We start from the raw sequence: 20,619 nt of genomic DNA, 5'->3' as shown, positions 1-20,619 counted from the left end.
TGGCTGACGCTCCGGTTGCATCGGGTCGCACGCCGGTGGTCGGCCCGCACCTTGCCTTCCGGGACGTTGGGAGGGCGGCCTCCAGGTGGAGGTGCCTTGACGAATCGCGCCCTGGGCGGTCAAGCCGGAGGCGGCGGGGCGCCGGCGCGACGACTGTCCGCGGCGTCCGGTCCGGCCGGCCGCGACCGACGGCGATCCCGACCGGGAGACCGGCCGGGCGACACTGAGGAGGATGGCATGAAGGCCCTGACGGTCGGCGGCGCCATGATCGACACGATCGCGATCATCGAGAGCTCGCGCATCGAGCGGATGGCGATGTCCAATGCGGACTCCTCCTTCCTGCTGATGGAGGAGGGCCGCAAGACCGAGGCGCTCGAGATCTCCACCCATATCGGCGGCGGCGCCGTCAACGCCGCCGTGTCGATGGCGCGGCTCGGCTTCGACGTCTCGACCCTCGTCAAGCTCGGCCAGGACGGCCGCGCCGAGCAGGTCCTGACCACGCTGGAGCACGAGGGCGTCTCCACCCGCTGGGCGCTGCGCGACCCGCGCGCGCCGACCGGCGCCTCGGTGCTGATCTCCTCGCACGACCGCAACGCCGCCGTGTTCACGTTCCGCGGCGCCAACACGATGCTGGAGCTGCACGACCTGCACGACAACGCCTTCGCGGTCGACGTCGTCTACATCACGTCGCTCTCCGGCAAGTCGGCCGAGCGCTTTCCCGATCTTGTCCGCCGCGCCAAGGCGCAGGGTGCGCTGGTCGCCACCAATCCGGGCGTGCGCCAGCTGTCGGCCCGCGCCGGCCCGTTCCAGGAGGCGTTGCGCATGGTCGACATCGTCGCACTCAACCGTAACGAGGCGTCGACCCTGGTGCCGAGCCTGATCGCCCAGTTCGGCGAGGGCGGCCCCCGGCTGCCGCTGGCGCCCGGCGAGGAGCGGCCCGACATCGACCGGCGGCCGCTCTCCGGCGGCGGCTACGACATGAGCGTGGTGCAGTTCTTCCGGGCGCTGACCAGCATGGGGCCGCGGCGCGTGCTGCTCACCGACGGCAAGCGCGGCGCCTATGTGGCGACCCACGAGGAGATCGTGTTCTGCCCCTCGGTCGAGTGCACGGTGGCCGGCACGGCGGGTGCGGGCGACGCCTTCACGTCGACCTACACGGCCTACGAGGCCCTCGGGCTCCCGCCGGTGCGGGCGCTCGAGGCGGCGACCATCAACGCCGCCTCGGTGGTCGGCTTCGTCGACACCCAGGCGGGCCTGCTCCGGCGCGACGAGCTGGAGAAGCGCATCGCGGCACTCGGTCCGCAGTTCGCCACCCGTCGCTGGCCGCTGCACTTCGAGTCGCCCGCCGACGAGCGCTTCGGCGACATCGCGGCGGAGTGACGTCGGAATAACGTCGTCGCCCGGGTGGAGCGCAGCGAAACCCGGGGGGCCGCCGCAACCCCGGATGTCGCTGTACTTCATCCGGGCTACGCGCTACGCGCAAGAACCGGACATGGACCAGCCGCGCCTCAACATTCCCGAATGGACCGTCTCCGAGCTCTCCTCGGCGCTCAAGCGCACCGTGGAGGACGCCTTCGGACACGTGCGGGTGCGCGGCGAGATCTCGGGGTTCCGCGGCGTCCACTCCTCGGGTCACGCCTATTTCTGCCTGAAGGACGAGTCGGCCCGCATCGATGCCGTGGTCTGGCGCACCGCCTTCGCGCGCATGCGGATCAAGCCCGAGGAGGGGCTGGAGGTGATCGCCACCGGGCGGCTCACCACCTATCCGGGCCGCTCGACCTATCAGATCGTCATCGAGAGCCTGGAGCCGGCCGGCCTCGGCGCCCTGATGGCGCTGCTCGAGCAGCGCAAGCAGGCGCTCGCGGCGGAAGGCCTGTTCGACGAGGCGAGGAAGCAGCTCCTGCCGTCGCTGCCGGGGGTGATCGGCGTGGTCACGTCGCCGACCGGCGCCGTGATCCGCGACATCCTGCATCGCCTGGAGGACCGCTTCCCGCGGCCCGTGCTGGTGTGGCCGGTGCGCGTGCAGGGGGAGGGCGCGGCCGAGGAGATCGCCGCGGCGATCCGCGGCTTCAACGCGCTGCCCGAGGACGGGCCGATCCCGCGGCCCGATCTGCTGATCGTCGCCCGCGGCGGCGGCTCGATCGAGGATCTGTGGGCGTTCAACGAGGAGATCGTGGTCCGCGCCGCCGCCGACAGCTTCATTCCGCTGATCTCGGCGGTCGGCCACGAGACCGACGTGACGCTGATCGACTTCGCCTCCGACCGCCGCGCGCCCACCCCCACGGCGGCCGCCGAGATGGCCGTGCCGGTGCGCTCCGAGCTGATGGCGAAGGTGGACGGGCTCGGCCGTCGGGTGCTGACCTGCTGGGTGCGGGCCCAGGAGGGCCGCCGCGTGGCGCTGCGCTCGGCCGCCCGGGCGCTGCCGACCGCCGATGCGCTGCTCGGGGGCGCGCGCCAGAGGCTCGATGCGGCCGCCGGTCGGCTGCCACGGGCGCTGCTCGCCGGCGCCCATCGCCACCGCAGCGACTTTTCCCGCGCCGCGGCGCGGCTGACGCCGGGGCTGCTGCGCAACCGTGTCTCGCGCGAGCGCGAACGGGTGAAGGGCCTCTCCGACCGCACCGCGCGCTGCCTCAAGGTCCACGCCGAGCGCCGGCGCGACCGCTTCGCGGCGGTCTCGGGCCGTCTCGGCGCGGCCCTGCGGGCGTCGCTGGCGGCGCAGCGCCAGGCCCTGGTGCGCGACCGCGAGCGCATCACGGCGCTCGCCAGGCGGGCCGAGCGGGCCTCCAGAGGGCTGCTGGCGGAACGCCGGGCGCGCCTCTCCCGGGCCGAGAAGCTACTGCAGGCGCTGTCCTACACGGGCGTGCTGGCGCGCGGCTTCGCGCTGGTGCGCGGCGCCGACGACCGGCCGCTGCGCAGCGCCGCCGTGGTGATTCCCGGCCAGCGGCTGTCGCTCGAGTTCGCCGACGGCCGGGTCGCCGCGACGGCCGACCGCGGCGCGGCGGGCGACCTGCCGCCGCCGGCGCCCGCATCCACCGCGGCGGAGCGGCCGCAGGTCCCGAAGCCCGTCACCCGCCGCAAGGCGCCGGCGGAGGGGCAGGGCTCGCTGTTCTGAGGCTCCTTCGGGCGTCCTCGGTGCGCCAGCGCATCCTTCAGCGCGCCAGGAAGGCCGGCACCCGGCGAAACGCGTCGGCACGGGCGGCCGGGTTGGTCCCGGTGTGGGCGCGGCCCGAGCCGTCCGCCGAGAAGGCGAGGCCGCTGCGGACCTTCACGGGCCGGTCGGGCGCGTCGAAGTCGTGATAGGCGCCCGGATAGACCTCGATGGTGGCGCGGGCGCTGCGGCCGCGGGCCCCGGCGACCATCTGCTCGCAGGCGGCGGCGGGCGTCCAGTCGTCGGCACCGCCGATCAGGATCAGGACCGGCACCCGCGAGCTCCAGGCGCGCGGCACCAGCCGGGCGCAGCCCGGATAGAGGGCGACGACGGAGCGGAAATCCGGCCCGCCGCGGTCGCGCCGGCTCTGCGGCCGCACCGCCCACAGCACCGTGCTGCCGCCGTTCGACCAGCCGAGCAGCGACACCCGGTCGGGCCGCACGTCGCCGCGGGTCTGCAGGAAGCGGCGCGCCGCGTCCGCGTCGGCGCTGCGCTCGCGCTCCGGCGTGACGGTGCGGGGCCGCACCCGGCACTGCGGGCCGAGCCCGCGCGATCCGAAGCTGTCCGGGAACAGGACGGCGAAGCCCTTGCCGGTGAGGATCGAGGCCCAGTCGCGGAAGCGCGGATCGAGGCCGGTCCTGCCGAGGCCGGCACAGCCGTGCAGGGCGACCACGGCCGGGAACGGCCCGGCGCCCTCGGGCCGGAACAGCAGTCCGGACAGGGTGAGGTCGCGGCCCGGGAACCGGACGATCTCCGGCTCCGGGGCCGCTACGGCGGCACCGGCCGTCATCCCGAGCGTCCCGGCGAAAGCGGCGGCCACGATCGGACCCGGCAGAAGGAGACGCATCGCCCAGACACCCGTTCTTCCCGCGAGCCTAGCACGTCGCCGCGTGCCGTCGAGCCGGTCGGCGGCGGCCGGGGTTTCGCCGCTGCGCGAGAGCGACTACATTGGATCGTTATGCCGCCGGTCGCCGGCGAATCCGTTCGGGAGGTCCGTCCGTGCTCAACCGCTTCGACTATCGCTCGCCGCAGACGGGCGAAGCGGAAGTCCGTTATCTCGATGCCGATTTCCGGGTGCTGCGGGCCGGCGCCTTCGTGCGCTGCGCCGTCACCGGCGTGCCGATCCCGCTCGAGGAGCTGAAGTACTGGAGCGTCGAGCGCCAGGAGGCCTATGCCGGGCCCGAGGCGGTCGCCCAGCGCCTCTACGCCGACCGCGTGAAGCCGGCGACCTGACGGTTCCTCACAGCCTCAATCCCGTCCGGCCGGCCAGGAAGCGGCGCAGGCCGGCGGGGTCGTCGAGGACCAGGGCGACCGGCAGGGTGGCGCTCGCCGCGGCGAGGGCCGCCAGCGCCGGATCGCCCTGCAGCCGCGAGGCGTCCTTCTCGGTGGTGACCAGGCGGAGGCCGTCGGCCGCGGCGTCGGCGATCAGCCGCGCCGCCTCGGCGGCCGTGAAGGCGTGGTGGTCCGGGAAGTGCGCGGTGCGCACCGGCGCCAGCCCGGCACTCGCCAGCGTCGCGAAGAATTTCGCCGGATCGGCGATCCCCGCATAGGCGAGCAGGCGCTGTTCGCGCAGGGCCGCGACCGCGGCCGGCTCCGGCAGCAGCCGCCCCGAGAAGATCGGCAGGCCGCGCCGGCGCGCCGCGTCGACGACGGGCAGCGCGAGGTCCGAGGGCGGCCCGATCACCAGCACCGCATGGGCGCGGTCGAGCTGCGCGTCGAGCCCGAGGCGCAGGGGCCCGGCCGGCAGCACCCTGCCGTTGCCGATGCCACGCCGGCCGTCCACCACCACGAGCGCCACGGTCTTGGCGAGCGAGGGGTTCTGCAGCCCGTCGTCCATCACGATCACGCCGGCGCGGGCGGCGAGCGCCGCGTCGGCCCCGGCGGAGCGGTCGCGCGACAGGATCGTCGTCGCGGTGCGGGCGAGCAGCAGCGGCTCGTCGCCCACGTCGGCCGCGGCCGCGCCCGGATCGACGGTCAGCGGCCCGGCGAGCCGGCCCTTGTAGCCGCGGGTGAGGAACACCGGCCTCAGCCCGGCGCCCTGGATCAGGCGGGCGACGGCGATCGCGGTCGGCGTCTTGCCGGCGCCGCCGACCGTCAGGTTGCCGATGCACACCACCGGCACCGGCAGCGTGCGTCCGGGCCGGCGCATGCGGGCGGCGGCGATGCGGTGGCAGAGGGCGGCGGCCGGCGCGAGCAGGCCGGAGGCGAGGCCGGGCGGGTGCCACCAGAAGGCCGGCTCACGCATAGTCGCTCCGGCCCGCGAGGCGGATCTGCACCAGATAGGGCTCGAGCGCCGCCATGGTACGGTCGACCGCGCCGGCGAGGATCTGCACGGTGCGCTCGCCCGCGGCGGCGAGCCGCGCGCTCGCCTCCGGGTCGGCGAGAAGGGCGGCGAGGCGGCGGGCGAGATCGGCGCCGTCGCGGACCTGCAGGGCGCCGCCGGCGCTGTCGAGCGTCTGGTAGAGGTCGGAGAAGTTCTTCACGTGCGGGCCGTGCAGCACGCCGGCGCCGAGCTTGATCGGCTCGATCGGGTTCTGGCCGCCGTGCGGGATCAGCGAGCCGCCCATGAACACCACCGGAGCGAGCCGGTACAGCAGGCCGAGCTCGCCGAGCGTGTCGCTCACGTAGATCTCGGTCGCGGCGTTGGGCAGCAGCCCTTCCGCGCGCCGCGTCGCGTCGAGGCTGGCGGCCCGGGCGAGCGCCGCGATCTCGGCGCCGCGCTCCGGGTGCCGCGGCGCGATGACGGTGAGGAGACGCGGAAAGTCGAGCCGGAGCCGGCGGTGCACCTCGATCAGCACCGCCTCCTCGCCCGCATGGGTGGAGGCGGCGACGACCAGCGGCCGCCCGGCCAGCGCCCGCTTGAGCTCGGCGAAGCGGCCCGGATCGACCGGCAGGGCCGGGACGTCGAGCTTGAGATTGCCGGTGACGCCGATGCGCGGCGCGCCGAGCGCGCCGAAGCGCTGCGCGTCCTCGGCCGAGCGGACGAGGCAGAGATCGAAGCGCGACAGCAGCGCCTCGATGGTGGCGGGCGCCCGCTGCCACTTCTCGAACGAGCGTTCCGACAGCCGGCCGTTGGTCAGGATCAGCGGAATGCCGCGCTCGCCGCAGCCGAGGATCAGGTTCGGCCACAGGTCGGATTCGACGAACAGGCCGAGATCGGGGCGCCAGTGGTCGAGGAAGCGCGCCACATAGGCGGGCGCATCGAGCGGCACGAACTGGTGCAGCGCGCCGCGCGGCAGCCGTCGCGCCGCGACCTCGGCCGAGGTGACCGTGCCGGTCGTCACCAGCACGGCGACGCCGCCGGCCAGCAGGCGCTCGACCAGCGGCAGCGCGGCGATCAGCTCGCCGACGCTCGCCCCGTGCACCCACACCAGCGGGCCGCGCGGACGCGGCGCGCTCGCCTCGCCCCGCCGCTCGGCGAGACGCTCGGGATGCTCCTTGCCGCGCTGCAGGCGGCGGGCGAGGAGGTATCGGGCGAAGGGAGTGGCCGCCCGGGTGGCGAGCCGGTACGCCGTGAAGGTGAACGGCAATCGTTCGACCAAGACCGCCGTCTCCTCACTCGTGCACAACGCGCGGGACGCGCGGGCCGCTCGCGCGATCGGCAGGCGGCTCAGCGGGACGTCCGCGCCAGCGTCGCGGCGATCTCGCACGCGGCCCGATGGCGCACCGGGTCGGCGGCGACGAGCGCCTCGTGGGTCGGCACCGGACGGTTGTACCGGATGGTCTCGCCCGCGATCGTGGTCAGCGTCCCGCCGGCTTCGTGCACCAAAAGATCGGCAGCCGCAAGGTCCCAGTCGTGGCTGTCGCGGGAGGCGAAAGCGACGTGGATTCGCCCGTATGCGACGCGGGCGAACCGCAACGCGAGCGAGTGCACCTTGGGCTCGAGCACGAGGCCCGGGGCCGCCGCGGAGACGCGTTCGAGGAGCCGCGGCGGGCCGGCGACACGGGCGCCGGCGAGGGCGGCCGCGCCGGTCGGGCCGGCGGCCGCGGCGACCGTCATGGCCACCCCGTTGCGGCTGGCGCCGCGCCCGGCGACCGCCAGGAACATCTCGTCGGTCACCGGGGCGAGCAGCGCGGCGACCACCGGCCGGTCGTGCTCCACCAGCGCCACCGAGATGGTCCAGTCCGGCTTGCCGGCGATCATGCCGCGGGTGCCGTCGATCGGATCGACCACCCACAGCCGCCCGCAGCCGAGCCGGGCCGGGTCGTCCTCGGTCTCCTCCGACAGCCAGCCGCAGTCCGGCAGCAGCGCTCCGAGCCGTTGCTTCAGCAGGCGGTCGACCGCGAGATCGATCTCCGACACCGGCGAGTCCTGGCCCTTGCCCTTGTACCAGCTGCGGATCGGGTTGCGGATCGCGGCGAGCGCGATGGCTCCCGCCTCGCGGACGATCTCCGCGAGGGGCGCCACCACGGCGGCGTGGTCGAGCGCGTCAGACACCCGCAACGGTGAGACCCTCCACCCGCACGGTCGGTGCGTTGACGCCGTAGCGGAACGCGAGGTCGTTGGCCGGCCGCAGGGTGGCGAACATGTCGATCAGGTTGCCGGCGATCGTCACTTCGCTGACCGGATAGGTGAGGGTGCCGTTCTCGATCCAGAAGCCGGCGGCGCCGCGGCTGTAGTCGCCCGTCACCATGTTGACGCCCATGCCGATCAGGTCGGTCACGTAGAGCCCGTCCGAGATGTCGCCGATCAGCTCGGCCGCCGTCTCGGCGCCGGCCTCGAGATGCACGTTCGAGGCGCTCGGGCTCGGCGTCGAGGAGACGCCGCGCTGGGCGTGGCCGGTGGTCGTCATGCCGAGCTCGCGCGCCGTCGCGCAGTCGAGGATCCAGGTCGTGATCACGCCGTCGTCGACCAGCGCCAGCCGCCGGCCGGCGACGCCCTCGGCGTCGAACGGATGCGAGCGCAGGCCGCGCCGGCGCAGCGGGTCGTCGATGATCCTGATGCCGGGCGAGAAGATCCGCTGGCCGAGCTTGTCGCGCAGCAGGCTGGTCTTGCGCGCGATCGACGCACCGTTCACGGCCGAGACGAGATGCGAGACGAGCGAGCCGGCGACGCGCGGCGCGTAGACGACCGGCACCTTGCGGGTCGACACCTTGCGCGGATCGAGGCGCTTGACGGCACGCTCGCCGGCGGTGCGGCCGATCGACTGCGGATCGTCGAGGTCGCTCGCGTGTACGGCCGACGACCAGTCGTGGTCCTGCTCCATCTTGGTGCCCTCGCCGGCGATCGCCGTCATCGCGACCGAGTGGCGCGATCCGACATAGATGCCGGTGAAGCCCGTCGAGGTGACCAGCACCATGCCGCCGATGCCGGCCGAGGCCGAGGCGCCGCCCGACTTCGACACGCCCGGCACGGCGAGGCCCGCCGCCTCGGCCGCCTGCGCGCGCGCTTCCAGCACGCCGACGTCGGGAATCGTGTGGTCGACGAGATCGAGATCCGGAAAATCCCTGGCGAGCAGCGCCGGATCGGCGAGGCCCGCATACGGATCCTCCGGCGCGACGCGGGCCATCGCCACGGCGCGCTCGGCGAGCGCGTCGACGCCGTCGCGGGCGAGGTCGTTGGTCGACACCACGGCCTGGCGGCGGCCGACCAGCACGCGCAGGCCGAGATCGTCGTCCTCCGAACGGGTCGATTCCTCCACCGTGCCGTCACGCACGTCGACCGAAAGGGAGACGCCGCGCGTCGCGATCGCGTCGGCCGCGTCGGCGCCGGCCCGGCGCGCCGCGGCGACGAGGAGCTCGGCCAGGGTGACGAGCGCGGACTGATCGAACAGGGAGGACATGGCGGACTGAGGCTTTCGCTGCGGGAGGCGGGACGGCGGCACGTTCGAGGTCGAGACACACCGACATCGGCACACGCCGACATCGGCACACGACGAAATCGACACACGACATGGGGCGCGCGGCCGTCCCGATCAAGCCGAAATTCGCCGGGCCGGCGCGCCGGCCGGCGCCCGTGCGGCGATCCGGCCGCCGCGGCGCGCCGCGCGCCACCGCGCCGGATCCCGCGCGACCACGCCGGAAACCTTTCGGCAATTTCTACAAAAGCCTCGTTCCCCGGCAACCCTCCGTCAAGCATGTGTTTCGAAGCACTGCAGAAACGCCCGATTAACCAGGGCTTTTAAGACGAAACCAAACCATCGCCGCTAGTCTCGCAGGAAAGATCGGGCCGACAGAGTCCGAACAGGGATGCTGCAAAAGCGAGGCGTCGAATGAGTGCCGGTGGGGTCGCTCCCTCCGGGTCGAGCCGGCACGTCCGGCTCGACCCCTTCGGTCTTCCGGTTCGGTTCAGAACCACGGACGAGGCCGCCGACACGCGCGAGCGGACCGTCGAACTCGGCCGCGACACCATGGTGCTGCGGCGCGCCGTCGCCGGCATGCGCATGAAGGTGGCGGTGCCGGTGGCGAGCTTCCTCGGCGTGGCGCTGCGCGTCGTGCCGCCCGACGACACCGGCGAGGGTTCGGTCGCCGTGGTGCTCGAGCATCGCGACCCGGGTCTCACGGTGCCGCTGTTCGTCGCCGACGACGGCACCGACGCCGTGGCCGAATGGCAGCTCTGGGCCAACGTGCTCGGCCTGCCGCTGCTGGTCGCCGAGACCGACGGCACGCTGCGCGAGCCGTTCGCCCGCCTCGGCGGCGTGCGGCTCGGCACGCCGCAGGTCCGCCGGCGGCGCTCGTCGCCGGTCAAGCGCCGCCGCGCCTCGATCCTGATGCGCCGCAAGCCCGGCCGCCTGCCGGTCGCGCCGCACGTCTACAAGGACGAGCAGGAAATCATCGCGCGCAGCTGAGCCACAGCCTGTCGCACGCGACGCGCGCGAGCGGATTGCACCACGATGCCCTGACGTCGGCCCGCGCGTTCGCGGGCCGCATTTCTGTTCGGCGCACTTCGCTTGCGCCCGTTGCGCCCGTTGCGCCCTGCGCTTGCGCCCGTTGCGCCCTGCGTCGGCTGCACTGCGCGCGGCGCGGCCGTCGACCTCTCCTCGCCATCGATCATCCGCTCCCCGCGGCATCCCGGCGCCACGGCTCGCCTTGACAGCATAGCCGATTGCGCTGACAATTAACGAAATAAAATTCGCTAGGCGAAATATGCCGCGAACAATAACCCAAGGGGAGTGAAATGGCCGCTACGCGGAGAGACTTCGGCACGCTCGTTGCAGCGGCCGGTGCAGCAGTCGCGATGCCTGCCGTCTGGCGCACGGCGCACGGGCAGGGCGCACCGATCCGGATCGGCACGACCATCTGCAAGACCGGCGCGCTGTCGTCCACCAAGAGCACCCTGACGGGCCTCGAGCTGTGGCGCGACGACGTCAACAAGGCCGGCGGGCTTCTCGGTCGTCCGGTGGAGCTCGTCACCTACGACGACCAGAGCGCGGTGGCGCAGATTCCGAGCCTCTATTCGAAGCTCGTCGACATCGACAAGGTCGACGTGCTGATCTCGCCCTACGGGGCCGGACTGTCGGCGCCGCTGATGCCGTTCGTCAAGCAGCGCGACCTGTTCATGATCGGCATGTTCGCGCTGGCCGGCAACGACGTGACCCGGCACGACAAGTTCTTCCACAGCGCGCCGTGGGGACCGGAGTCCAAGACCAACTGGGCGCGCGGCTTCTTCGACGTGGCGAAGAAGAACGGCTGCAGCCGCATCGCCGTGCTGTCGGCCGACGTCGAGTTCGCCAAGACGGCCGCCGGCGGCGCCGAGCAGATCGCCGGCGAATACGGCATGACGGTCGTCTACAAGCAGAGCTATCCGCCGGCGACCAACGACTTCTCCTCGATCCTGCGCAACATCAAGGCGCAGACCCCGGACGCCGTGTTCGTCTGCTCCTATCCGCCGGACTCGACCGCGCTGGTGCGCGGCCTCTCCGAGGTCGGCATCGGCGACAGCGTGAAGCTGTTCGGCGGCGCCATGGTGGGCACGCAATACGCCTCGCTGCTCGGCTCGCTCGGGCCGGCGCTCAACGGCATCGTTAGCTTCGCGCTGTACGCGCCGGAGCCGACCATGGCCAACAGCGAGATGACGGCGTTCCTGTCGCGCTACGAGAAGGTCGCGGCCGAGCAGGGGCTCGATCCGCTCGGCTTCTACATCCCGCCCTTCGCCTATGTGGCGGGTCAGCTCATCGCCGCCGCCGTGACGGGCGCCGGATCGCTCGACAAGGCCGCGATGGCCAAGGTGCTGCACGAGACCGAGGTGAAGACCATCGCGGGCCCGGCGAAGTTCAACGACATCGGCGACTGGACCGAGCGGCGCGTCCTGATGGTCCAGTTCCGCGACATCAAGGGCAAGGACGTCGCCCAGTTCCGCCAGGCCGGCCGCCAGGTGATCCTCGATCCGCCGTCGCTGCGGTCGGGCGATCTCGTCGCGCCGCTGACGAAAGCCCGCTCGTCCTGATTTTCCGGCCCGCCCCGGACCATTTCGTCCGGTGCGGGTTCCCCCGGCGGTCCGGCGGGCGCCGCGTGCGCCCGCCGGCCGCGTGTGACGCAGGGCCAGGAATGATCCTCGAACTTCTCGCCAACGCCATCAGCACGGGCGTGCTGCTCGGCTGCATCTATGCCGCGCTCGCGCTCGGCCTCGCGGTCTCGTTCGGGCTCCTGCACATCCCGAACATCGCCCATCCGGTGTTCGTGGTGACGGGCGCCTTCGCGGCGACCGTGTTCAACGCCATGGGCTTCGATCCGCTCCTGGTGTCGCTGCCGCTCGCCCTCGTCTTCTACGGTGCCGGCATCGCCTTCTTCGAGTTCTACTCGCGCATCTACGAGAAGCGCGGCGAATCCGACACCATGCAGGCACTGACGCTGTTCTTCGGCGTCTCGCTGGTGATCGAGACCGTGCTGGTGATGCAGTTCGGCGCCGACCAGCGCTCGACCGACGTCGACTATGTCGGCCAGAGCCTGACGCTCGGCCCCGTCGTGATGCCGTACCGGCTGCTGATCCCGGCCCTGGTCGCGCCCGTGATGGTGACGGCCCTGTGGCTCTATCTGAAATACACCTATGCGGGCATCGCCATCCGGGCGGTGGCGCACGACGAGCGGGCGCTGTCGGTGAGCGGCATCGATCCGGGCTGGATCAAGCGGCACGCCTTCGGGATCGCGGCCGCGACGGCGGCGATCTCGGGCGCCGCCCTGGTGATCGTCGGGCCGATCGATCCCTTCGCCGGGCGCATGCAGATCGGCCGCGCCTTCGCGGTGGTCATCCTGGCCGGCATGGGCTCGATCCCCGGGACGCTCGCCGCCGGCATCCTGATCGGCGTCACCGAGGCGCTGGTCGGCGCCTTCGGCAGCCCGTCCTGGGCGCCCGCCGTCGCCTTCACGATGCTGCTCGCGACGCTCGCCTTCAAGCCCTCCGGGCTGTTCGGAGCGGCGCGATGAGCCTGCGGGAGAACGCGATGGACTGGGCCGTTCGCCGCACCGGACGCACGCCGCGGGCGACCCGATCGCTGGTCTTCGCGCTCGGCTGCCTGGCCGTGCTGGCGCTCGGCGTCGTGCTCACCCGCATGGTGGACAACCCCTACGTCTTCTTCGCCGGCTACGTGGTGATCCAGTACGTCGCCCTGGCGACCGGCTGGAACGTGCTCGGTGGCTATGCCGGCTACATCAATTTCGGCCCGACCGCCTTCTACGGCGTCGGCGTCTACATGGCGGCCTTCCTGGTCAAGGCGATGGGCGCGCCGCTGCCGGTGGCGATCGCGGCGGCCGGGGTCGCCGGCGCGCTGCTCGGCCTCGCCATGGGCTGGATGACGCTGCGCGTGCAGGGCGTCTACTTCGCCATCGCCACCATCGCGCTGGTCGTGATGGCCGAGACCGTCATCCACAACATCGACTATCTGGGCGGTGCCTCCGGGCTCGCGCTGATGCCGCCGCAGGCGCCGGCCTGGGCGGGCGGGCAGCCGCAGTTCATGCTGATGGTGATGCTGGCGATCGCGGTCGCCTTCGTGGCGCTGGCGCGGTGGATCGAGATCTCGGCGATGGGGCGGGGCCTGCGCGCCCTCAAGGCCAGCGAGATCGCGGCCGAATGCGCCGGCGTGCCGACCTTCCGGCTGAAGCTCATCGCCTGCGCCGTGTCGGGCGCCATGCTGGCGATCGCCGGCGCACCTTACGTCTACTACGCCTCCTTCATCGAGCCCGGCACCGCCTTCAGCCTGGCGCTCAGCCTCAACGCCATCGCCATGCCGCTGATCGGCGGCAAGCGGAGCTGGGTCGGGCCGGTGATCGGGGCGCTGCTGCTCGCCACCGTGCAGCAGGCCGCGAGCGTCACCATCTCGTCGGAGCTGAACATCCTGGTGGTCGGCGTGGTGCTGATCCTGTTCGTCGCCGTCGCGCCGGACGGCATCGTCGGCATCGTCGAGAAGCTGACCCGGCGGAGGGGCGCATGAGCGGGCCGATCCTGGAGGTGCGGGGCGTCGAGCAGCGGTTCGGGCCGTTCCGGGCGCTCGGCCCGGTCGACCTGGTGCTGCACCGGGGCGAGCGGCTCGGCATCATCGGGCCGAACGGCTCGGGCAAGACCACGCTGATCAACTGCATCAGCGGCACGCTGCGGCCGCAGGAGGGTCGCGTCCTCTTCGACGGCGTCGACGTCACCGACGTGCCGCCGCACCGCCGCGCCCGCATGGGGCTGTCGCGCAGCTTCCAGATCCCGAAGCCGTTCACCGGCATGACCGTGCTCGAGAACCTCCTCGTGCCGATCGATCAGATCAGCCCCTCGGCGGACGCGGAGGACCGTGCGATCGCCGTGCTGGAGTCGGTCGGCCTGCAGCGCCGCGCCGCGCACGAGGCCGGCGACCTGTCGCAGCTCGAGCTGCGCAAGCTGGAGCTCGCCCGCGCCCTGGTGGTCGAGCCCAAGGTGCTGGTCGCCGACGAGGCGATGGCCGGCCTGTCCGAAGGCGAGATCGACGACGTGCTGGCGATCCTGACGCGTCTGAGCGGGACCGGCATCGCCGTCATCATGATCGAGCACATCATGCACGCGGTGATGCGCTTCTCCACCCGCATCGTGTGCTTCGAGACCGGCCGCACCATCGCCGACGCCGCGCCCGACGTGATCGCCGCCGATCCCCTCGTCCAGAAGGTCTATTTCGGTGAACAGACTCGTCATTGAGGGACTGCATGCCGGCTACGGCGCCGTCACGGTGCTGCGCGACGTCTCCATAGAGGTGCGCGAGGGCGAGTTCGTCGCCCTGCTCGGCACCAACGGCAACGGCAAGAGCACGCTGCTCAACACCGTGCTGGGGCTGGTGAAGCCCACGGCCGGCCGGGTCGCGCTGGAGTGGGACGGGCGCAGCGTCGACCTCACCGGGCTGGCGCCGCACGCGATCGTGCGCGAGGGCATCGCCATCGTGCCGGAGGGGCGGCGTCTCGTGCCGACGCTCAGCGTGACGGAGAACCTGCTGCTCGCCGGATCGAGCCCGCGTGGCCGGCCCGCGATCGACGACAATCTCGCCTATTGCTTCGACACCTTCCCGATGCTGAAGGAGCGCCGCGCCCAGCTCGCCGGCACCATGAGCGGCGGCCAGCAGCAGCTCCTCGCCATCGCCCGCGCCCTGATGTGCGCCCCGACCGTGCTGGTGATCGACGAGCCCTCGGTCGGCCTCGCGCCCATCGTGGTGGGCCAGGTGTTCGAGGCGATCGCCCATCTGCAGGAGACGGCGCGGCTCACCATCCTGATGGCGGAGCAGAGCTTCTTCCAGGCCGTCGACGTCGCCTCGCGCGCCTATGTGATGTCGCACGGGCGCATCATCCGCACCCTCGACCGCGCCGACGGCGCCATCGACCACGCCGAGATCCGCCGCGCCATGATGGGCGTCGCGGCGGCGTGAGGATAGCTTCCGGGTGATCAGCTCGGCCTCGCCTTGCGGCGCGGCCCTCTCTTCCCCTCTCCCACGAGGGGAGAGGGTTTGAACCCGCGCCTATCATCTGGATTTCGTATCACGTCGCGACGGAGGGATACTCCTTGCCGGTCCAGTGGCTCAGCTTGGCGGCGAACTCGCGCTGGAAGGAGAGCGGGCCGTGCTTGGCCATGTACTCCTCGTCGTACAGCGCGATGAAGATGGTCAGCGACAGGAAGAAGTGCGCGCCCATCTCGAACAGCGCCACGTAGTCGTGCTGGATCAGCGCCTCGCGCTCGGCGTCGGTCAGCGCGTGCACGGTGGAGCGCTCGTAGTCGTTCAGCTTGGGGCCGATCGACTGCTCCCACGTGGTCACCAGGGCGCGCGGATCCTCCTTGTAGCGGCGCAGCAGCTCGGGATCGCGGTCGACCGTGTAGAGGAACTTGTTCACATAGTACTTGCTCATGCGGCCGCTCCTTCCGGGTACCACGTGAAATAGGCTTCCATCGTGTGGAAGAGGTCGAGATTGTCGACATAGGCGGCCTTCTCCGGGCCGGCGATGCCGAGCATCAGGATCATGTCCATGAATCCGGCCGTGGCGTTGCCGGCCTTGGCCAGGCTCTCGTGCGTGACATTGGCCAGGATCGCCTCGATGTCGCCGTTGGCGAGCCATTCGATCGCCTGGCGGTCGAACTCCGGATCGGGCCCGTGCTCGCCGAACTGGCGCGGGCCGCCGAGCTCGAGCGACAGATGGCCGGTGCCGATCGCGGCGATGCGCTTGTCGGACGGATAGGAGTCGATGATCTCGCGGATCGCCCGGCCGAGCTTGTAGAACCGCTTGGGCGAGGGCAGCGGCGGCGCGAAGATGTTGGCGTAGATCGGCACCACCGGCAGGTCCGCCTGCGGCCGCACCGTGATGATCGGGCAGATGATCGAGTGGTCGATCTTCAGCTCGTTGGAGAAGGCGAAGTCGAACTCGCGGTCGAGCAGCCCCTGCAGCATGTAGCCGGACAGGTCCTCGTCGCCTTCGAGCACGTATTTCGGCAGGCCGAACTCGCGCTCCTCGTTGTAGAAGGTGGCGTCGTAGCGCCGCGCCTTGCCGATCAGGAAGGTCGGGTAGTTGTCGAGGAAGAACTGGTGGAAATGGTCCGCCCCGACCATCACCAGGATGTCGGGTTTGGCGCGGGTCAGCGTCTCGCGATAGGCCTCGACCTTGCGCTTCCACTCGGGCGCCTGCGGCATCTGCTGCTCGGGCGGGGCCGTCGTGGCCTTGAGATAAAACGGATGATGCGTCGAGGCCAGAACGGCTGCGAGCGTCGCCATGTCCTCTTCTCCCCCTTGTCAACGGCGCGGGGCTCCGGGCGGAAACGCCCGGTGCTTGTGTCGGTGCGGGACAGCCGGCGCGGACGCCGGCCGTGAGCGTTCCTCGCTGCGACGGCAGTCGTCGCAGATGTTCTTGCTTATTTCGCTAGACGAAAATTTATTCGCTAGGTTAGCGATCGGGCCGCCGGCTTGTCAAGGCGTCGGGCGGTCCGCGGAGCGACGAATCCGCCCTGTTCCAGTGGACTGCGGGAACGCCGAAAGCGGGTCTCGCCGCCGGCTGCGGCGTCACCGCAGCAGGGAATGCGCGAGGCCGGGATAGCGGGCCAGCAGGTTTGCGATGCGGCCGGCCGACACCTGCAGCTCGGCGAGCCGCTCCTCGACCAGCGTCCTGGCGTCGAGCCGGGGCGAATAGCCCGACGTGTTGATGGCGGCGACCACCCGCCCGGCCTCGTTCTTGACCGGCACGGAGAGCGACGTGATGCCGTAGTCGAGCTGGTCGACCGCCACCGTGTAGCCGACGCGGCGCGCCTCGTCGACGATCGCGGCGAGCGCGTCGCGGTCCGTCACCGTGACGTCGGTCAGCTTGGTGGGCCGGAACTCGCGCCAGTAGGCGGCGAGCTCGGCGGGCGGGAGGCCGGCCAGCAGGATGCGTCCCATCGAGGTCGCATAGGCCGGATAGGTGACGCCGACGCTGGCGGTGCGGCGCGCCGCGCGCAGCTCGGAGAAGTGGGCGATGTAGAGGATGTCGGTGCCTTCGAGGGTCGCCATGGAGGCGGCGTCGCCGAACAGCGTCACGATGCGGCGCAGCTCCGGCATCACCGCCTCGTCCACGTTCGCGGCCTGGAGAAAGGCGGAGCCGAGCGTGAGGACGCGGGGCGCGAGCAGGAAGCGCTTGTTGTGACGCTTGACGAAACCGAGCTCCTCCAGCGTGTGGAGGTTGCGCCGCGCCGTCGCCGGCGACATGCCGGTGAGCTGCGCCACCTCGGAGAGCGTCAGCTCCGGCGTGGTGCGGCCGAACGCCTCGATGACGGCGAGCCCGCGCGCCAGCGCACCGACATAGTCGGATCTCTTCGAGTCGGCGTCGGATCGCGTCTCGTCGGCCTCGCTCGTCGACATGGTCCCCGCATACAGGCGCCCGCCGCCGTGCGATCGCGTCGCCGCGGCGGCTCTGTCACAGGAATATCGAAATCCGGGCGAAAGGAAAGCGCGTCGGCAGGCCGCCACCGCGGTCCTGCGCCTACAGCATCGCGTCCAGCACCATCCCGGCGAACAGCAGCAGGCCGGCGTCGCGGTTGGAGCGGAACTGCATCAGGCAGCGGTCGGTGTCCTCGATGTCGAGGGTCGTCACCTGCCAGCCGAGATGGATCGCGAAGGCCGCGAGCCCGGCCGCGAACCAGAAGCCGCCGCCCGCCGCGAGGCCGGCGAGCCCGATCAGCACCACGGCGGCGCCGTAGAGCCAGGTCAGCATCGACCGCGTCCGCTCGCCGAACAGCAGCGCCGTCGACTTGATGCCGGCGAACAGGTCGTCGGCGCGGTCCTGGTGGGCGTAGATGGTGTCGTAGCCGATCACCCAGGCGATCGCGCCGAGATAGAGAAGGATCGGCGCGACGTCGAGCCGGCCGAAGGCTCCGGCCCAGCCCATCAGGGCGCCCCACGAGAAGGCGAGGCCGAGCACGATCTGCGGCCAGTAGGTGACGCGCTTCATGAACGGATAGAGCGCCACGATGCCGAGCGAGGCGATGCCGGTGGCGATGGCGAAGCCGTTGAACTGGACCAGCACCAGGAAACCGACCAGCGACTGCAGGATCGCATAGGCGAGCGCCTGCGACAGCGTCACGGCGCCCGACGCGATCGGCCGCAGCCGGGTGCGCTCCACCTTCTTGTCGATGTCGTGGTCGGCGATGTCGTTCCAGGTGCAGCCGGCGCCGCGCATCACGAAGGCACCGACGAAGAACAGGATCAGGTGCCAGACGTTCGGCAGCGGCTGGCCGGCCGCCACGGCGGCGAGCGCCGCCGACCACCAGCACGGGATCAGCAGCAGCCAGGCGCCGATCGGACGGTCGAAGCGCGAGAGGCGGAGATACGGCTTGACGGCGGACGGTGCGTTGCGGTCGACCCAGTTGCCGACCGAATCCGCGATCCGGCCCTGGAACGTGTTCATCGCGCGATCGAGCTTCCCGTGAGGGTGTTGAACGTGCCGGTGCTCGGCTTGCCGCCGGATGCGCTGCCGAGCGGCGAGCGGGCGGTGCCGAGCGCCTCGCTGAGGCTCGGCGGGCCGGCGGCGGCCGGGCCGGGGCCCATCGGGCCGGCCGCACAGGCCTGCTTGGCGGTCTTGCCGATGTTGACGCTGCCGACCTTGAGCTGCTCGACGATCTTCGGCGGGATGCCGCAGGTCGGCGCCTTCTCGCGGGCGAACTTCGCCCAGTTGCCGATCGCGCCGGCGAAGCTGGTGAACAGCTTGCACAGCTCCTCGCGCGGCAGCTTCTTGTCGACACCGGCCTTGGCGGCCTTGCCGCGCTTGTCGGTCTCGGCCTGGAGCTTGCTGAACTCCTCCATGCAGGGCGGCTGCCCGCCGGCACCGCCGCGCGGGCTCATCGGGCCGGCGCCCATCGGCGCGGCGCCCATCGGGGACGGAGTCGACGCCATGCCGGCGCGCGGCGGAGACGACGGCCACGGCGCGGCGGCGCCGCCGGACTGGGGCGGATCGCTCGGCCACGGCGCGGTGCCGCCGCTCGCCGCCGGCGGGCTGTCGGGCCACGGCGCCTGGGCGACGGCCGCGGGGGCGAGCAGTCCCGCGGCGACCAGGCCGGCGAGGATCGACCGGTATGGTACCGGTCCTCCGGGTCGCGTCGTCCGCATGCCGTATCCCCCCTGTCCGGAATTGGTTTCCGAACTACAAGAGACTGAAAATCCGGCGAGAAGGGGGCGATTCGCGCTCCGTTCCCGCGCCTGTTGCAGAGCCCGGCCGCTGCGGCCGGGCGCCGTGTCCGGAGGAGCGCGATGCCGCGCTACGATTTCCGCAGCCCCCGCCTGCATGTCGAGGCGCCGCTCGAAGCCGGCGGCCGCGTCCCCCTGTCGGCGCCGCACCTGCATTATCTCAGGGACGTGCTCCGCCTCAAGCCCGGCGACCCGGTGCTGGCCTTCAACGGCCGCGACGGCGAATGGCGGACCGCCCTCGCCGAGGAGGGCCGCCGCGCCATGGCGCTCGCGGTCGCCGAGCAGACCCGGGCCCAGACGCCGGCCGGCGATCTCCACTACCTCTTCGCCCCGTTGAAGCGGGCCCGGCTCGACTACGTGGTCCAGAAGGCGGTCGAGATGGGGGCCTCGCGGCTGCAGCCGGTGGTCACGCGCCACACCCAGGCGGAGCGGGTGAACACCGGCCGGATGCGGGCCAACGTGGTCGAGGCGGCCGAGCAGTGCGGCGTCCTGGCGCTGCCGGCGGTCGACGAGCCGGTGTCGCTCGACAAGGCCGTGGCCGGGCTCGATCCGGCGCGCCGCCTGGTGTTCTGCGACGAGGACGCTCCGGTCATCGACCCGGTCGCCGCCCTGGGGCCGGTCCGGGCCGAGGCCGCGGCCGGCGGAGCCGTGCCGCTCGCCGTGCTGATCGGCCCGGAGGGTGGCTTCTCCGAGGACGAGCGCGACCTTCTCCTCGCCCGCCCCGGCGTGATCCGCCTGGCGCTCGGCCCGCGCATCCTGCGCGCCGACACGGCCGCGGTCGCCGCCCTGGCACTGGTCCAGGCGGTGCTGGGGGACTGGGGCGGGACGGGGGAGGCGTCGCGGAGGTGAAGGCGCGCCTTCGGAACGCAACGTCGGCCCGGCGGCAGCCGACCTTCCGAACTGTGTCAACCGGTCCGCCGCACCTGCAGCGGAGCCGCCCCCGCGTCTGAGGATAGCTTTGAAATATATGAGATAAGTGAACGAGTGCCGTGACGGAGACGTAACCTGTAGTTGCGTTGTTTGCGGTTTTGGTGTATGGTTTTAGTTGCAGTAGAGGCAGCCTCTTCCTTCGATGTTCTACGACTGTGAACCGAGGAGAATTCGATGGCTGAGAAAGTCTCCTACACGGTGGCCCGTACAGACGAGGCCACCGGGATCCTGTGCCAATGCTCCTGCGCCAACACGGTAACGGTCTATTATTCGTCGGGCCGGGAAGCGCGGGATCAGAAATCGATCAGCATCCGCGAAGAGCCCGTCGAGATCAGGGTTCTGGAAGCGTCGTAGGCCGCTCGGCGGAGTTCGCTTCCGGGACTGGTGCCCTCTCCCACTGTGCGGAACGGGACGCGTGGTCTCGCGTCCGGCAGACGGCGAGATCATCCCGAGGACGAAGTCGCA

21 protein-coding genes are annotated in these 20,619 nt (G+C 71.7%); 11 read left to right on the top strand and 10 right to left on the bottom strand.

The window, feature by feature from the left end; translation table 11 throughout:
- Positions 1–237 precede the first annotated feature (237 nt).
- A complete protein-coding gene (locus J2S22_RS13375) occupies positions 238–1,380 on the top strand; it encodes a carbohydrate kinase family protein (RefSeq protein WP_272775385.1) in 1,143 nt (380 codons plus the stop codon).
- A gap of 112 nt (positions 1,381–1,492) precedes the next feature.
- Complete coding sequence (gene xseA / locus J2S22_RS13370; RefSeq protein WP_272775384.1) at positions 1,493–3,112, top strand: exodeoxyribonuclease VII large subunit; 1,620 nt, start codon at positions 1,493–1,495, stop codon at positions 3,110–3,112.
- Positions 3,113–3,149: 37 nt separating this feature from the next.
- On the opposite strand, the gene J2S22_RS13365 is transcribed toward xseA, so the two are convergent.
- Complete coding sequence (locus J2S22_RS13365) at positions 3,150–3,995, bottom strand: dienelactone hydrolase family protein (RefSeq protein ID WP_272775383.1); 846 nt, start codon at positions 3,993–3,995, stop codon at positions 3,150–3,152.
- A 152-nt stretch (positions 3,996–4,147) separates the two neighbouring features.
- Between J2S22_RS13365 and J2S22_RS13360 the strand changes: the two genes are divergently transcribed.
- The gene (locus J2S22_RS13360; RefSeq protein WP_272775382.1) at positions 4,148–4,381 is read left to right on the top strand and encodes a DUF2093 domain-containing protein; all 234 of its coding nucleotides are present in this window, start codon (positions 4,148–4,150) and stop codon (positions 4,379–4,381) included.
- Positions 4,382–4,388: 7 nt separating this feature from the next.
- On the opposite strand, the gene lpxK is transcribed toward J2S22_RS13360, so the two are convergent.
- The 4 genes from lpxK to J2S22_RS13340 form a co-directional block, all read right to left on the bottom strand.
- Positions 4,389–5,393 carry a tetraacyldisaccharide 4'-kinase gene (gene lpxK, locus J2S22_RS13355; RefSeq protein WP_272775381.1) on the bottom strand — a complete coding sequence of 335 codons (1,005 nt, stop codon included), beginning with the start codon at positions 5,391–5,393 and terminating at the stop codon, positions 4,389–4,391.
- Positions 5,386–6,690: a 3-deoxy-D-manno-octulosonic acid transferase gene (locus tag J2S22_RS13350; protein ID WP_272775380.1), complete on the bottom strand. Its 1,305-nt coding sequence runs from the start codon at positions 6,688–6,690 to the stop codon at positions 5,386–5,388. Before J2S22_RS13350 ends, lpxK begins: the two co-directional genes overlap by 8 nt.
- A 68-nt stretch (positions 6,691–6,758) precedes the next feature.
- Positions 6,759–7,586, bottom strand: coding sequence for a 3'(2'),5'-bisphosphate nucleotidase CysQ (locus J2S22_RS13345; RefSeq protein WP_307155836.1), 828 nt, complete (start codon positions 7,584–7,586; stop codon positions 6,759–6,761).
- A complete protein-coding gene (locus J2S22_RS13340) occupies positions 7,579–8,931 on the bottom strand; it encodes a TldD/PmbA family protein (protein ID WP_272775378.1) in 1,353 nt (450 codons plus the stop codon). Before J2S22_RS13340 ends, J2S22_RS13345 begins: the two co-directional genes overlap by 8 nt.
- 429 nt (positions 8,932–9,360) lie before the next feature.
- On the opposite strand from J2S22_RS13340, the gene J2S22_RS13335 reads away from it, so the two are divergent.
- The 6 genes from J2S22_RS13335 to J2S22_RS13310 all read left to right on the top strand — a co-directional run bounded on the left by J2S22_RS13335 (position 9,361) and on the right by J2S22_RS13310 (position 14,955).
- Positions 9,361–9,936, top strand: coding sequence for a DUF6101 family protein (locus J2S22_RS13335; protein WP_272775377.1), 576 nt, complete (start codon positions 9,361–9,363; stop codon positions 9,934–9,936).
- Positions 9,937–10,325: 389 nt separating this feature from the next.
- Positions 10,326–11,534 (top strand): amino acid ABC transporter substrate-binding protein, encoded by a 1,209-nt coding sequence (locus J2S22_RS13330; RefSeq protein ID WP_272775376.1) that lies wholly within the window; start codon positions 10,326–10,328, stop codon positions 11,532–11,534.
- A 101-nt stretch (positions 11,535–11,635) separates the two neighbouring features.
- Positions 11,636–12,511: a branched-chain amino acid ABC transporter permease gene (locus J2S22_RS13325; RefSeq protein ID WP_272775375.1), complete on the top strand. Its 876-nt coding sequence runs from the start codon at positions 11,636–11,638 to the stop codon at positions 12,509–12,511.
- A gap of 17 nt (positions 12,512–12,528) precedes the next feature.
- Positions 12,529–13,515: a branched-chain amino acid ABC transporter permease gene (locus J2S22_RS13320; RefSeq protein ID WP_272775374.1), complete on the top strand. Its 987-nt coding sequence runs from the start codon at positions 12,529–12,531 to the stop codon at positions 13,513–13,515.
- Positions 13,512–14,237, top strand: a complete 726-nt coding sequence (locus J2S22_RS13315; protein ID WP_272775373.1) for an ABC transporter ATP-binding protein — start codon at positions 13,512–13,514, stop codon at positions 14,235–14,237. Before J2S22_RS13320 ends, J2S22_RS13315 begins: the two co-directional genes overlap by 4 nt.
- Complete coding sequence (locus tag J2S22_RS13310; RefSeq protein ID WP_272775372.1) at positions 14,218–14,955, top strand: ABC transporter ATP-binding protein; 738 nt, start codon at positions 14,218–14,220, stop codon at positions 14,953–14,955. Before J2S22_RS13315 ends, J2S22_RS13310 begins: the two co-directional genes overlap by 20 nt.
- Before the next feature lie 109 nt (positions 14,956–15,064).
- Here J2S22_RS13310 and J2S22_RS13305 read toward each other — a convergent pair whose 3' ends face one another.
- From J2S22_RS13305 to J2S22_RS13285, 5 genes are all read right to left on the bottom strand, one after another.
- Positions 15,065–15,430 carry a hypothetical protein gene (locus tag J2S22_RS13305; protein ID WP_272775371.1) on the bottom strand — a complete coding sequence of 122 codons (366 nt, stop codon included), beginning with the start codon at positions 15,428–15,430 and terminating at the stop codon, positions 15,065–15,067.
- The gene (locus tag J2S22_RS13300) at positions 15,427–16,287 is read right to left on the bottom strand and encodes a DODA-type extradiol aromatic ring-opening family dioxygenase (RefSeq protein ID WP_272775370.1); all 861 of its coding nucleotides are present in this window, start codon (positions 16,285–16,287) and stop codon (positions 15,427–15,429) included. Before J2S22_RS13300 ends, J2S22_RS13305 begins: the two co-directional genes overlap by 4 nt.
- 285 nt (positions 16,288–16,572) lie before the next feature.
- Positions 16,573–17,403: an IclR family transcriptional regulator domain-containing protein gene (locus J2S22_RS13295; RefSeq protein WP_272775369.1), complete on the bottom strand. Its 831-nt coding sequence runs from the start codon at positions 17,401–17,403 to the stop codon at positions 16,573–16,575.
- Positions 17,404–17,524: 121 nt separating this feature from the next.
- On the bottom strand, positions 17,525–18,448 hold the full coding sequence (gene ubiA, locus J2S22_RS13290; protein ID WP_272775368.1) for a 4-hydroxybenzoate octaprenyltransferase: 924 nt from the start codon (positions 18,446–18,448) through the stop codon (positions 17,525–17,527).
- Positions 18,445–19,146, bottom strand: coding sequence for a hypothetical protein (locus tag J2S22_RS13285; RefSeq protein ID WP_272775367.1), 702 nt, complete (start codon positions 19,144–19,146; stop codon positions 18,445–18,447). The genes ubiA and J2S22_RS13285 overlap by 4 nt, the downstream gene beginning before the upstream one ends.
- A gap of 141 nt (positions 19,147–19,287) precedes the next feature.
- Between J2S22_RS13285 and J2S22_RS13280 the strand changes: the two genes are divergently transcribed.
- Entirely contained in the window at positions 19,288–20,073 is a 786-nt protein-coding gene (locus tag J2S22_RS13280) for a 16S rRNA (uracil(1498)-N(3))-methyltransferase (RefSeq protein WP_272775366.1), read from the top strand.
- Positions 20,074–20,328: 255 nt separating this feature from the next.
- Positions 20,329–20,508 carry a hypothetical protein gene (locus J2S22_RS13275; protein WP_272775365.1) on the top strand — a complete coding sequence of 60 codons (180 nt, stop codon included), beginning with the start codon at positions 20,329–20,331 and terminating at the stop codon, positions 20,506–20,508.
- Positions 20,509–20,619 lie beyond the last annotated feature (111 nt).

Source organism: Rhodoplanes tepidamans (assembly GCF_030813915.1).
Taxonomy (GTDB): Bacteria; Pseudomonadota; Alphaproteobacteria; order Rhizobiales; family Xanthobacteraceae; genus Rhodoplanes; species Rhodoplanes tepidamans.
This window is presented reverse-complemented; position numbering and strand designations above follow the sequence as displayed.